Origin of the sequence: Curvibacter sp. APW13 (genome assembly GCF_032337135.1) — a bacterium.
GTDB lineage: Bacteria > Pseudomonadota > Gammaproteobacteria > Burkholderiales > Burkholderiaceae_C > Allorhodoferax.
In genome coordinates this window covers 392,113-405,357 of record NZ_JAVXZZ010000002.1, presented here as the reverse complement: position 1 = coordinate 405,357, position 13,245 = coordinate 392,113, and the positions used below count along the sequence as shown (strand labels likewise).

Genomic DNA, 13,245 nt, shown 5'->3' with positions numbered 1-13,245 from the left:
CAAGCAAGTCTGGGACTAGCCTAGTGTACGAAAGAAAGTACTTATTGATCAAGTACTTGCAGAAAATTGTTCATGAAGTGTCTGAGAAGACTACCCCTGCGCAGCCACGCGTTCAACGTTCGAATGCAGTTTGTTCAGCGCACTGAGGTAGGCCTTAGCAGAAGCAACCACTATGTCAGGGTCAGCACCCACGCCATTCACAACCCGGCCATTGCTTTGCAATCGCACAGTCACTTCGCCTTGGCTCTCGGTCGATCCGCTGATCGCATTGACCGAGTAGAGCACCATTTCCGCTCCGCTATTCACTTGCGACTCGATCGCCTTCAGCGAGGCATCCACCGGTCCGTTGCCGTCGGACTCAGCCCGCACTTCTTGGTCCGATACCGTGAACACCACGCAGGCATGTGGCCGCTCACCCGTTTCACTGCGCTGGGAAAGTGAAACGAACCCGTAGCGCTCATGCAGGTGCTCGTGACTTTCCTCACTGACCAGCGCAAGAATATCCTCGTCAAAAATCTCGCTCTTCAAATCTGCGAGCTCCTTGAAACGGGCGAAGGCCGCGTTGACATCGGCCTCGCTTTCCATCTGCACCCCTAGCTCTTGCAGACGCTGCTTGAAAGCGTTGCGACCGCTGAGTTTGCCCAGCACAATCTTGTTCGCCGTCCAACCCACATCTTCGGCGCGCATGATTTCGTAGGTGTCACGGGCCTTGAGTACGCCGTCCTGATGGATCCCCGACGCATGGGCAAACGCATTGGCTCCAACCACAGCCTTGTTAGGCTGCACCACAAAGCCGGTGGTCTGACTGACCATGCGGCTGGCCGCCAATATGTGCCGGGTGTCGACGCCTACATCGAGATGAAAATAGTCCTTACGGGTCTTTACCGCCATGACCACCTCTTCGAGGCTGCAATTGCCCGCGCGCTCCCCCAATCCATTAATGGTGCACTCGACCTGGCGTGCTCCGCCGATCTTCACACCGGCCAGGGAATTGGCTACCGCCATGCCGAGATCATTGTGGCAATGCACCGACCAGATCGCCTTGTCGGAATTGGGAATCCGCTCACGCAGTTCACGGATGAAATTGCCATACAGCTCCGGAATCGCGTACCCCACTGTATCCGGCACGTTGATGGTAGTGGCGCCTTCCGCAATCACTGCTTCAAGCACGCGGCAAAGAAAATCAGGCTCACTGCGGTACCCATCCTCAGGACTGAACTCGATGTCGGCCACCAGATTGCGAGCGAATCGAACCGCTTGCTTGGCCTGCTCCAGTACCTGCTCCGGACTCATGCGCAGCTTCTTTTCCATGTGCAAGGGAGAAGTCGCGATGAACGTGTGAATTCGCGCACGGGCTGCATTCTTTAATGCTTCAGCCGCACGTGCGATGTCGCGGTCATTGGCGCGCGACAAGGAGCACACCGTCGAATCCTTGATGTGGTTGGCAATCAACTGCACAGCTTCGAAGTCACCATTGGAACTGGCCGCAAACCCTGCCTCGATGACGTCCACCCGCAGGCGCTCGAGTTGCCGCGCGATGCGCAATTTTTCATCGCGCGTCATTGATGCACCCGGTGACTGTTCGCCGTCACGCAAGGTAGTGTCAAAAATAATCAGCTTCTCAGACATAAAAACCTCCTGCAGCACGCCACACTACTTGTGCAGTCCCCGTTCATCGGGTTCGTCCGTAGACGTGGAAATCACACTGGTCTGTACCCCGCGAGCCTTGCGCACACTGTAGACCACATATCCACTGACGCCATACAACACAAAAATGCCAAACATGACTGTAGGCGGGTCAATGTTGATCAAGGCAATGACCAGGGCGATCAACACGATCACCGCAAACGGTACGCTCTTTCGCATACCGATGTCCTTGAAACTGAAGAATGGCACATTGGTCACCATGGTCAGCCCCGCGTACAAGGCGACAAAGAACATGGGCCACGCCAGCGACGCACCGCTTCTCCCCAAGTCCGTCGACAACCAGATGAAGCCCGCAACCAAAGCGGCAGCGGCTGGCGACGGCAATCCCTGAAAGTAGCGCTTATCCACCACCGCCGTGTTGACGTTAAAGCGTGCCAACCGCAGTGCCGCACAGGCGCAATAGACGAATGCGGCGAACCACCCCCAGCGCCCAAGGTCGCGCAAGGCCCAGATGTAGGAGATGAGTGCCGGAGCAGCCCCGAAAGACACCATGTCGGCCAAAGAGTCCATCTGCTCCCCGAACGCGCTTTGGGTGTTTGTCATGCGTGCCACCCGGCCATCCAGGCTGTCTAAGACCATGGCGCAGAAGACGCCCAATGCCGCCAAGTCAAATCGCCCGTTGACCGCCATCACAATGGCGTAAAACCCGCAGAACAGTGCTGCCAGCGTGAAGAGGTTGGGAAGAATGTAAATGCCCTTGCGTCGCTTGCGCACCACCATTCCATCCACGTCATTGACGCCAGCATCATCGGACCACTGCATTGACTCTCCTCATGGGGTACTTCCACCCGTTACAAATATCGTCTTGCACGCTGCGGCAAGTGTAATACTGCACTATCCTGCAGCCAGGCTTGCATCGTCTGGTGCTCGCACAGACGATGCACCGTGTGTAGCCTCAATGAAGATGACGCGGTTTGCGCCCCCCCCCATGCCCACCACTCCCCCCCAGTCCGCGAGGGGGTTTACCCAGCTCCAGCGAGCTCACCAACGCGTCAAAGCGCTGTGAAAAAAGCTTGTCAACTTCCGCTACCACGCCTTGCAACTCAGTCGCTTCAAAGTGCCGCTCCATCACACTAATCACATCCTGCACCAACATGTCCCGTTGTACCTGCATGATCGCCGCCGGAGTGGGTCCAACAAACAGTACGACAAAGTCATCGCGCGCCTCAGTGCCATCGTCCTCCTCCTCTTCGTCGAAGTCGGCATCGTAAAAGCTAACCTCCAGCGCAGCCCCTTGGGCGGCAATGTCATTGAGGTTCATGCACACTTCGTCAAGCACCTGGCGAAAGTCCTCATCGCCCCTTACCGTCCAGCACAGCTGCAGCAAACCCTCCTGACGATTGAATACGATGCCCGGCTCCTCCTCGTAGGCACTGGCAGCGCCCGCCTCCAAGGTGTCTGCGCCTGCGTATTGCCACATCGGTTTGAGCGCCGTCGCAAGTTGCTTCATCTGGACCCCGGCCACCAAGGGCACCTGCCCGTGGACATGAATTTCAAAGGGGGCATTAAAACGTGACATGAAGATCTACCCAAAGTAGCGCACAGCTACGCGTGTACATCGCGCCCCGTGCGTTGTGAAATGAGCGCGCTCGCCCTGCAATCGCACAGGAATTGTTGGTGCCCGAGACCGGGGTCGAACCGGTACGCCCGTTATGCACGAAGCGGCGGATTTTAAGTCCGATGTGTCTACCAATTTCACCACTCGGGCACAGCGGCTATTCTGAAACAAAAAAGCCCCGCGAACTGGTTTTCACGGGGCTTTTCAAGAACAATTTGGAGGCGCGAACCAGAGTCGAACTGGTCTAACCGGATTTGCAATCCGGGGCATAACCGCTTTGCTATCGCGCCCTCTCAGATGAAAGCCACAACCATGGCGATGACTTTCAACTCAATAAAAATGGGAAGCATAGCTTCCCATTTTTTCAACTTGGAGCGGGATAAGAGGCTCGAACTCTCGACCTATACCTTGGCAAGGTATCGCTCTACCAACTGAGCTAATCCCGCGCTGCAATACAGAAATTATAGTGTAGTTTTGGAAGAATTTTGCATTGCCTCCAAAAAAACGTCACAATTCAATGTTTGACTGCCTCGACCTCGGCAGTGGCACCTGCTGCTAACGCAACCGCAGGCGCCTCTTCCTCGGGGAGAGGCACCGGCGCAGATGTCAGAGCAAATTCCAAGACTTGGTCAAACCACCGCACTGGAACAATCTCCAACCCGTCTTTCACATTTCCAGGGATTTCCTGAAGGTCCTTTGCGTTTTGTTCCGGAATCAACACAGTCTTGATGCCCCCACGCAGTGCTGCCAAGAGCTTTTCCTTTAGTCCACCGATCTCCGTAATTTCCCCACGCAGGGTGATTTCCCCAGTCATCGCGACATCGCCCCGCACAGGAATTCCAGTAAGCGCAGACACGAACGCAGTGGCCATGGCTGCGCCCGCGCTCGGACCATCCTTGGGCGTCGCACCATCGGGTACGTGGATGTGAATGTCCTTTTTCTCAAACACATCATCCTTGATGCCCAGTCGTCGAGCCCGGCTACGCACCACGGTACGGGCCGCCTCTACTGACTCTTTCATGACATCACCCAAGGAGCCGGTACGAGTAATCCCGCCTTTGCCTGGAGTGGTCGCTGCCTCAATGGTCAACAGGTCCCCCCCAACTTCAGTCCAGGCCAATCCCACCACCTGTCCGACCTGGTTCTGTTGTTCGGCGCGACCATAAGTGAAGCGACGTACACCCAGGTAATCGTGAAGATTTTCAGCGTTGACAAGGACCTTCGGCTGCAACTTTTTCAGCAACAGACCCTTGACGACCTTACGGCAAATCTTTGACAGTTCGCGCTCGAGCGAGCGTACTCCCGCCTCGCGGGTGTAGTAGCGAACGATATCGCGAACTGCGGCCTCCTCTACCGCCAACTCAACGTCCTTGACACCGTTGGCTTCCATCTGCTTGGGCAGCAAATAGGTCTGGGCAATGTTGACCTTTTCGTCCTCGGTGTAGCCCGACAGGCGAATCACTTCCATGCGGTCCAGCAACGCCGGCGGGATATTCATCGAGTTGGAGGTTGCAACGAACATCACGTCGCTGAGGTCGTAGTCGACCTCCACATAGTGGTCGCCAAACTTGTGGTTCTGCTCCGGATCCAGCACCTCCAGCAAGGCACTGCTGGGGTCGCCACGAAAATCCGTTCCCAGCTTGTCGATCTCGTCGAGCAGGAACAAGGGATTGCGGGTGCCGACCTTGGTCAGGCTCTGCAATACCTTACCGGGCATCGCACCGATATAGGTACGGCGGTGCCCACGGATTTCCGCTTCATCGCGCATGCCACCCAATGCCATGCGCACATACTTGCGACCCGTGGCCTTGGCAATCGACTGGCCCAGCGACGTCTTGCCGACCCCTGGGGGGCCGACCAGACACAGGATCGGTGCCTTGACCTTGTCGACCCGTTGTTGGACCGCGAGGTATTCCAGGATGCGGTCCTTGACTTTTTCCAGGCCATAGTGGTCTTTGTTCAGCACAGCCTCCGCATTTGCCAAGTTGTGCTTGATCTTGGTCTTGGTCGACCAAGGCAACCCCGTGAGCACGTCGATGTAGTTGCGCACCACGGTAGCCTCCGCCGACATCGGCGACATCAGCTTGAGCTTCTTGAACTCTGCCTCTGCCTTCTTCAAGGCATCCTTGGGCATCTTGGCAGCCTTGATTTTTTTCTCGATCTCTTCGAGGTCGGCGCCGTCTTCCCCCTCGCCCAACTCCTTCTGAATCGCCTTGACCTGCTCATTCAGGTAGAAGTCGCGCTGGTTTTTCTCCATCTGTCGCTTGACGCGACCGCGAATACGTTTGTCGACGTTGAGGATGTCGACTTCGCGTTCGATCTGGTCAAGCAGGCACTCCAGGCGATCCTTGACCGCCACAAAGCCCAGTACCTCCTGCTTGTGCTCCAGCTTCAGCGGGAGGTGGGCGGCGATGGTGTCAGCCAGGCGCCCTGCGTCGTCAATGCTGGAAATGGACGTAAGAATCTCCGGTGGGATTTTCTTGTTCAGCTTCACGTACTGGTCAAACTGCTGCATGACTGCGCGGCGCAGCGCCTCTATCTCACTGTTCTTTTCCGTCGAAGGCTCGGCACCATCGACGGGAAGCACGTTGGCCATGAAGTAGCTCTCACCCTCCTCAATGCGAGCCACACCAGCCCTCTGCTGACCTTCGACCAGTACCTTGACAGTCCCATCTGGCAGCTTCAGCATCTGCAGGATTGAGGCAACACAGCCCATGTCGAACATGTCGGAAACCGATGGCTCATCCTTGGCTGCGGCTTTTTGCGCCACCAGCATGATCTTGCGATCGGCTTCCATTGAGGCTTCCAATGCCTTGATGCTTTTGGGTCTGCCCACAAACAAGGGAATGACCATGTGGGGGAATACGACCACATCTCGCAACGGCAGCAGCGGCAAGTCGATCGGAGTGGCTGGAAGAGAAGGATGGCCGGACATAGAGATACCTTTTGTATATGCCTGACGAATATGGTCAAACCAAAAAAAATTTCAAGCCGTCTGATTATGACGACACACCAATGACCACAAAGGGCGAATCAAATGCCCCATAGCCCCATTCATGCGGGGTCAGGTCGGGGGGACACCCCGACCACATCGCGTCTGCGAATCACGCCTTTTTGGCGGATTCCCGGTACACCATCAATGGAGGCTTGGACTCGTTGATGGTTGCCTCTTCAATCACAACCCGTTCCACATTGGCCACGTTGGGCAGCTCAAACATGGTGTCTATCAGGGCATGCTCCAGGATGGAACGCAGTCCCCGTGCACCTGTCTTCCGCTCCAAGGCCTTCTTGGCAATGGCCGTCAGGGCGCTCGGACGCACATCCAACTCGACGCCTTCCATGGCCAGCAGCTTGGCGTACTGCTTCACCAACGCATTCTTGGGCTCGGTCAGGATCTGCACCAAGGCCTCCTCGGTCAGTTCGGCCAAGGTTGCCACAACCGGCATACGCCCAACCAATTCCGGAATCAGGCCAAACTTGATCAGGTCTTCAGGCTCCACTTCGCTGAACACCTCGGTCAGCGAGCGTTGCTCCTTGCTCTTGACGCTTGCCCCGAAACCCATGCCAGAAGACTGGGTGCGGTTGTCAATCACTTTTTCCAATCCCGCGAAAGCGCCACCGCAGATGAACAGGATGTTGGTTGTATCGACCTGTACGAAATCCTGATTCGGGTGCTTGCGACCACCCTGGGGCGGAACGCTGGCCATGGTGCCTTCAATAAGTTTCAGCAAGGCTTGCTGCACACCTTCGCCCGAGACATCACGAGTGATCGATGGGTTGTCGGACTTGCGCGAAATCTTGTCGATCTCGTCGATGTAGACAATGCCACGCTGTGCCCGCTCGACGTCATAGTTACAGCTCTGCAGTAGCTTTAGAACGATGTTTTCAACGTCCTCGCCCACATAGCCAGCTTCGGTCAAGGTGGTGGCATCAGCCATCACAAACGGCACATCGAGCATGCGTGCCATGGTCTGGGCCAGCAAGGTCTTACCCGACCCCGTGGGGCCAATGAGCAGGATGTTGCTCTTGGTCAGTTCAACATCGTCTTTGCGCGCCTGATCCTTGTGGCGCAGGCGCTTGTAGTGGTTGTATACCGCCACCGCCAGGGTCCGCTTGGCAGGTTCCTGACCAATAACGTAGTTGTCCAGGTTGGACTTGAGTTCGGCCGGGGTCGGCAAATCACTCTTGGCCGATTTGCCCTCGACGGTCGCCGGCAGCTCGTCGCGAATGATTTCATTGCACAACTCGATGCACTCGTCACACACGAATACCGACGGACCTGCAATGAGTTTCTTCACCTCATGCTGGCTTTTACCGCAAAACGAGCAGTACAGAGTTTTTTCGCTGGATGCGCCTTTTTTCTCGGCCATTTCGTCGCGCCCTTCAAGACAATTTGCAGCAATGATAGCTAATCACGGGTGGCACCCTCGCACGGACAGGTACCGCAATACGGGCGCAACACCCGCCAACTTCAAGCGCGCTTGGCGATAACGCTGTCAACCAAGCCATACTCCTTGGCCTCGTCGGCCGAGAGGTAGTAATCGCGCTCGGTGTCGCGCTCAATACGCTCCAACGGTTGGCCCGTACGCTCGGCGAGGATACGGTTGAGTTGCTCGCGCGTTTTCAGAATTTCGCGAGCATGGATTTCTATCTCGGTCGCCTGACCCTGGGCGCCACCCAAAGGCTGGTGGATCATGACCTTGGAGTTGGGCAACGAAAAACGCTTACCCTTGGCGCCGGCGGCCAGCAAGAACGCGCCCATGCTCGCCGCCATGCCGGTGCACAGCGTCGACACATCGGGCTTGATGAAGTTCATGGTGTCGAAAATCGCCATACCGGCGCTGACCGAGCCGCCTGGGGAGTTAATGTAAAGCGAAATATCCTTGTCGGGATTTTCGCTCTCCAGGAACAACAACTGCGCCACAACCAGGTTGGCGGTCTGGTCATTCACGGGACCCACGAGAAAAATCACGCGCTCCTTGAGTAGCCGAGAATAGATGTCGTAGGAGCGCTCACCGCGCCCCGACTGCTCGATCACCATGGGGATCATTCCCAGGGCTTGGGTTTCCAAAGCGCTGTTCATCGTGGCACGGTAGTTCATTGTGTCTCCAAGTGGAAGGTGAGGATGCGAAGTGATTAGACCAAGAAAATAGGGGTTGGCTGAAGAATAACAAGTTCAGCACAACCCCCTTGGCGGATGCCACGCAGTGGCACCCGGCGTTCCCACTCAGTTCTGGCCCATCAGCTCGTCGAAGGCGACGGACTTCTCAGTCACCTTGGCTTTTGCCAAGACAAAATCCGTGACGTTGTTTTCGATCACCACGGCTTCGACTTCAGCCATGCGGCGGTTATCGCTGAAGTACCAGCGCATCACGTCGGCGGGCTTCTCGTAGCTCGATGCCAGCTCTTCTACGTGGGCTTTCAGTTGCTCGGGCTTGGCCTGCAGGTTATTGGCCTTCACCAGTTCAGCCACCACCAGACCCAAGCGCACGCGACGCTCGGCTTGGGGGCGGAACATGTCTTCCGGAATCGGCGCCTTGTCAGCGTCCTTGATGCCGCGTTGCTTGAGGTCTTCGCGGGCACCAGCCACCAGACGTTCCACTTCTGCTTGCACGCTGGCCTTGGGCAAATCGAGTTCAGCCTTGGACACCAGCGCATCCATGACGGCGGCCTTGTTGCGACCCAGCAGACGGAACTTGACTTCACGCTCCAAGTTCTTGCGGATATCGGCACGCAGACCTTCCACCGTGGCGTCGGCGATGCCCAGGGACTTGGCCAATTCACCATCAACTGCGGGCAGGTGGGCAGCCTCGAGCTTCTTCAGGGTCACCAGGAAGTCGGCAGTCTTGCCTGCCACGTCCTTGCCATGGTAGTCGGCGGGGAAGGCCAGCGGGAAAGTCTTGCTTTCACCAAGCTTCATGCCGCGCGTGGCATCCTCGAACTCCTTGAGCATCTGGCCTTCGCCAACGATGAACTGGAAGTCGGAAGCCTTGCCACCGGCAAAGGGTTCGCCGTCGATCTTGCCTTCAAAGTCCACCGTCACCCGGTCGCCGTCCTGGGCTGCTGCATCCTGGGCGCGCTGGGCGAACGTGCGGCGCTGCTTGCGCAGGATTTCAACCGTCTTGTCGATCGCTGCATCGGTCACCTCGGTGCTGATCTTTTCCACTTCAGCGGTGCTCAGGTCACCGATCTTGACCTCGGGGAACACTTCGAACACGGCATCAAAAGCCACCTGACCTTCAGGCGCCTTCTCTGCTTCGGTAATGCGCGGCTGACCGGCCACACGCAGCTGGGCTTCGTTGGCGGCGACCGAGAAGGCTTCGCCAACCTTGTCGTTCATCACTTCGTAGTGCACGGAGTAGCCGTAGCGCTGGGCCACGACGTTCATAGGCACCTTGCCTGGACGGAAACCGTCCATCTTGACGGTACGGGCCAGCTTGCGCAGGCGGGTATTCACCTCGTTCTGGATCGTGTCCACGGGTAGCGTCAGCGTGATCTTGCGCTCGAGCTTTTCCAGAGTTTCAACGGTAACAGCCATTTCGGATCTCCTAAATGCTTGCAGGCAGTCCAGTCCGCCACGCGGCTGCAGACTGCCCTACAAAATCTCAATAAACAGTGGTGCGCGGGGGGGGACTCGAACCCCCACACCATTGCTGGCGTCAGGACCTAAACCTGGTGCGTCTACCAATTTCGCCACCCGCGCAGGAAAACACCAGGAACTCGAACAGCCCTGCCAGCCACCGGCTGGCATACGCCCGACGAACCCGATTGAAATCGGTCAACCTGCTATTTTAACCTGCCTGAGGCGCTGGTTCGGGACTGGGAGGTGGATTAGTGTCCCGGCGTACTCGGAACCAGGCCGCATACATAGCCGGAAGGGCCAGCAGAGTCAGCACCGTGGCCACGATCAGCCCGCCCATGATGGCCACCGCCATCGGCCCCCAGAACACCGAGCGCGACAGCGGAATCATGGCCAGCACCGCCGCGGCGGCCGTCAGGACAATAGGGCGCAGTCGGCGCACCGCCGACTCCACGATCGCGTCCCAGGCAGGAATGCCATTGGCGCGGTCTTGCTCGATCTGATCGATCAGGATGACCGAGTTGCGCTGGATCATGCCCATGAGCGCGATGACGCCGAGCAAAGCCACAAAGCCGAACGGACGGCCCGACACCAACAGGGCCATAGCCACACCAGCAATACCCAAGGGGCCGGTCAGAAAGACCAACATCGCGCGGCTGAAGCTGTGCAGCTGAAGCATCAGCAACGTGAACGTGATGAAGAGCATGATCGGAATGCCTGCCGCAATGGAGGCCGAGCCCTTGCTGCTCTCTTCGACCGCACCCGCGACGTCGATGCGATAGGCATTCATGCCCTTCGCCCTCCACGAGGCCTCCAGCTCCCGCAGCTTGGGGAGCAACTCGGCAGTGACGGTTGCACCTTGCAGACCTTCCACGATGTCACCCTGGACGGTAATGGCGTAATCACGACCCTCGCGCCACATGACGCCGGGCTCCCAGGTGAACGTAGGCTTGGCAATCTGCGTCAGCGGAATCGACTTGCCGCTGGCGGTTGGCAGGTAGGCGTTGCCGATATCAGTAATGGCATTGCGTTCATCGAGCGGCTGGCGCATCACGATGTCGATCAGCTTGTCACCCTCCCGGTACTGGCCCACCGTGGTTCCGGACAAAAGTGTCTTGGATGCCTGGGCGATCGACTGACTGGTCACGCCCAGGGCGCGCGCCTTGGTCTGGTCCACTTCCAGGCGGATGACCTTGACGGACTCATTCCAGTTGTCATTAACACCGCGCATGTTCGGGCTGGCACGAAGCACGGCCTTGACTTCATCTGCACGCGCCCGCAGCACGGCGGGTTCACCCCCCACGACCCGGAACTGCACCGGATAGGGCACCGGTGGGCCATTGGGGAGAATCTTCACCCGGGCACGCACCTCGGGAAACTCTTCCGCCAAGATTGCCGGCAAACGGATACGCAGCGGTTCACGCAGCTTCAGGTCCTTGGGCAGGATGATGAACTGCGACACGTTCGACTGCTGGAAGATGTTGTCCAGTGGCAGGTAGAACCGCGGCACGCCCGAACCCACCCAGGTGGTGACCGACTGGACGTCAGCCTCCTGCATCAGGCGCGCTTCGATGCGCTTGGTAGTGGCCTCGTTGGCAGCGAACGGTGTGCCCTCCGGGTACCAGACATCGAGCAGGATTTCGGGACGCGACGAGTCCGGGAAAAACTGCTGCTGCACCTTGCCCATGCCGGCAATGCCCGCGGCGAACATGAACACCGTCGCACCAATGGTGATCCAGCGGTGCTGCACACACCAATTCACGGTCTTGCGAAATGCGTTGTAGAACGGCGTATCGAACAGTTCATGCGGCTCCTCGCCTGCACCATGCGGCTTGACCTTGAGGAACACGGTACCCAGGTAAGGCACGAAGTACACCGACACCAGCCAGCTCAGCACCAAGGCCATCACCGTCACACCGAAGATCGCGAAGGTGTACTCACCGGTGGAGGAACGCGCGATACCAATGGGAAGGAAGCCCACGGCGGTGATCAAAGTGCCGGTCAGCATGGGCATTGCCGTGATTTCGTAGGCAAAGGTGGCAGCACGCACCTTGTCGTAGCCTTCCTCCATCTTTCGCACCATCATTTCCACGGCGATGATCGCGTCGTCCACCAGCAACCCGAGGGCAATGATGAGCGAGCCCAGGGAAATCTTGTGCAGGCCTATGCCCCAGTAGTGCATGCCGAGAAAGGTCACTGCCAGCACCAGGGGAATGGTGATCCCCACCACCAGTCCGGGGCGGAAATCCACGTAATAGCGATGGTACAACCGCGTTGCACCGTCGCGCTTGTGCAGGCCTAGGCTGATGAAGCTCACTGCCAACACCACCACCACGGCCTCGATCAGCACACCGATGAACTCGTTCACCGACTTGGCCACCGCGGTCGGCTGGTCCTGCACTTCCACCAGTTTGATGCCAGCCGGTAAGGTGGAGCCGATTTGCTCGGTGGCTGCCTTGAGCGCCTTGCCCATGGCGATGATGTCACCGCCCTTGTTCATGGACACGCCCATCGCGATGATCTGCTGCCCCTGGTAGCGCACCTTCACCTGCGCCGGATCGACGTAGCCGCGCTTGATGTCTGCGATATCGCCCAGACGCAACTGGTTTCCGCTGGCGCCGCGGATCGGCATGGCGCGCAGCTCCTCGACCGCGGTGAACTGGCCACCGACCCGCATCTGCACCACGTCTGCCGGGGTTTCGAGCGTGCCAGCACCCTCGACCGCGTTCTGCTGGCTCAACTGGGCCAGCACCTGGTTCATGTCCAGCCCCAGTTGGGCCAGGCGTTTCTGCGATATCTCGACGAACAGCTTCTCGTCCTGCACACCATAGAGCTCGACCTTGTTGACGTCCGCCACCTTGAGCAGCTTCTGCCGCACATCGTCAGCAAAGGTCTTGACCTCGGCGTCACTGAAGCCGTCGGCCTGCAAGGCGTAGATCACCCCGTACACGTCACCGAATTCATCATTGAAGAACGGGCCCTGCACCCCTTGCGGAAGGGTCAGACGCATGTCGCCCACCTTCTTGCGCACGGTGTACCAGGTGTTGGCGACATCCGACCCGCGGGTGGAATCCTTCACCTGGAACAGGATCGTGGTCTCACCCGGCTTGGAATAGCTGCGGATCTTGTCGGCATTGGGCACTTCCTGCAGCGTGCGCTCGATCTTGTCCGTGACCTGTTCGGCCATCTGCTGCGCCGTGGCGCCGGGCCAGAAGGCACGCACCACCATGAGTCGGAACACGAACGGTGGGTCCTCGTCCTGGCCAAGCTGGAAGAAGGCGACCGTACCCAACAGCATGAGCACGATCATCAGGAACTTGGTCAGTGGAACATGGTCCACCGCCCAACGCGAGAGGTTGAAGCCCTTCTCGGGATGCAAGTGCTGGTCACTCATGGCCTG

Annotated in this window: 8 protein-coding genes and 4 tRNA genes; all 12 read right to left on the bottom strand. The window is 58.1% G+C overall.

All coding sequences use genetic code 11. The features are described from left to right. Positions 1 to 90: 90 nt before the first annotated feature. The 12 genes from RQP54_RS10190 to RQP54_RS10135 all read right to left on the bottom strand — a co-directional run bounded on the left by RQP54_RS10190 (position 91) and on the right by RQP54_RS10135 (position 13,239). On the bottom strand, positions 91 to 1,629 hold the full coding sequence (locus RQP54_RS10190) for a 2-isopropylmalate synthase (protein WP_315678154.1): 1,539 nt from the start codon (positions 1,627 to 1,629) through the stop codon (positions 91 to 93). 24 nt (positions 1,630 to 1,653) lie between these two features. Next, positions 1,654 to 2,469, bottom strand: a complete 816-nt coding sequence (gene pssA, locus RQP54_RS10185) for a CDP-diacylglycerol--serine O-phosphatidyltransferase (protein WP_315678153.1) — start codon at positions 2,467 to 2,469, stop codon at positions 1,654 to 1,656. A 133-nt stretch (positions 2,470 to 2,602) separates the two neighbouring features. Further along, positions 2,603 to 3,226 (bottom strand): DUF6806 family protein, encoded by a 624-nt coding sequence (locus RQP54_RS10180; protein ID WP_315678152.1) that lies wholly within the window; start codon positions 3,224 to 3,226, stop codon positions 2,603 to 2,605. Between the two features lie 96 nt (positions 3,227 to 3,322). Beyond that, positions 3,323 to 3,415 (bottom strand) — tRNA-Leu (locus RQP54_RS10175). A gap of 66 nt (positions 3,416 to 3,481) precedes the next feature. Then, positions 3,482 to 3,555 (bottom strand) — tRNA-Cys (locus tag RQP54_RS10170). Positions 3,556 to 3,635: 80 nt separating this feature from the next. Then, positions 3,636 to 3,711, bottom strand: a tRNA-Gly gene (locus tag RQP54_RS10165). A gap of 68 nt (positions 3,712 to 3,779) precedes the next feature. Next, positions 3,780 to 6,200 carry an endopeptidase La gene (gene lon / locus RQP54_RS10160; RefSeq protein WP_315678151.1) on the bottom strand — a complete coding sequence of 807 codons (2,421 nt, stop codon included), beginning with the start codon at positions 6,198 to 6,200 and terminating at the stop codon, positions 3,780 to 3,782. A 169-nt stretch (positions 6,201 to 6,369) separates the two neighbouring features. Continuing rightward, complete coding sequence (gene clpX / locus RQP54_RS10155) at positions 6,370 to 7,635, bottom strand: ATP-dependent Clp protease ATP-binding subunit ClpX (RefSeq protein WP_315678150.1); 1,266 nt, start codon at positions 7,633 to 7,635, stop codon at positions 6,370 to 6,372. Positions 7,636 to 7,736: 101 nt separating this feature from the next. Then, the gene (gene clpP, locus RQP54_RS10150; protein WP_409997550.1) at positions 7,737 to 8,366 is read right to left on the bottom strand and encodes an ATP-dependent Clp endopeptidase proteolytic subunit ClpP; all 630 of its coding nucleotides are present in this window, start codon (positions 8,364 to 8,366) and stop codon (positions 7,737 to 7,739) included. A 126-nt stretch (positions 8,367 to 8,492) separates the two neighbouring features. Next, the gene (tig, locus tag RQP54_RS10145) at positions 8,493 to 9,803 is read right to left on the bottom strand and encodes a trigger factor (RefSeq protein WP_315678149.1); all 1,311 of its coding nucleotides are present in this window, start codon (positions 9,801 to 9,803) and stop codon (positions 8,493 to 8,495) included. 78 nt (positions 9,804 to 9,881) lie between these two features. Further along, a tRNA-Leu gene (locus RQP54_RS10140) sits at positions 9,882 to 9,968 on the bottom strand. 88 nt (positions 9,969 to 10,056) lie between these two features. Then, positions 10,057 to 13,239: an efflux RND transporter permease subunit gene (locus RQP54_RS10135; protein ID WP_315678148.1), complete on the bottom strand. Its 3,183-nt coding sequence runs from the start codon at positions 13,237 to 13,239 to the stop codon at positions 10,057 to 10,059. Positions 13,240 to 13,245: the final 6 nt, after the last annotated feature.